This is a genomic window from Massilia sp. CT11-108 (assembly GCF_047302915.1).
In the GTDB taxonomy this organism is placed as follows: Bacteria; Pseudomonadota; Gammaproteobacteria; order Burkholderiales; family Burkholderiaceae_D; genus Telluria; species Telluria orientalis.
Map to the genome: position 1 here is coordinate 1 of NZ_JBKYMO010001622.1, position 253 is coordinate 253.

Genomic DNA, 253 nt, shown 5'->3' on the forward strand with positions numbered 1-253 from the left:
TTCCCATGCTCCGTTTGTTGAACAGCTTCAGCCATCGTTTTTTCAACTTTTCCTGAAAGGGAAGAACTCGAAGCAGACCTTCTTGGACCGTGTATTGACTGGTAATTTGTCTTGCGAGCCCTTGCCGGACATATTCAGTTAACAAATCGGTGTCTGACGTCATTTTTCCATAGTCGGCCAGCACCTCAAAAATAACGGGTAAATTTCGAATTGAGACGCTTTCTTTTAAAAGTTTTGCCAGTACCCTTTGAAT

1 protein-coding gene is annotated in these 253 nt (G+C 42.7%); it reads right to left on the minus strand.

The features are described from left to right. Window positions 1-253: FHIPEP family type III secretion protein (locus ACEN88_RS35810; protein ID WP_413347138.1), on the minus strand; the 253-nt coding region annotated here is incomplete at both ends.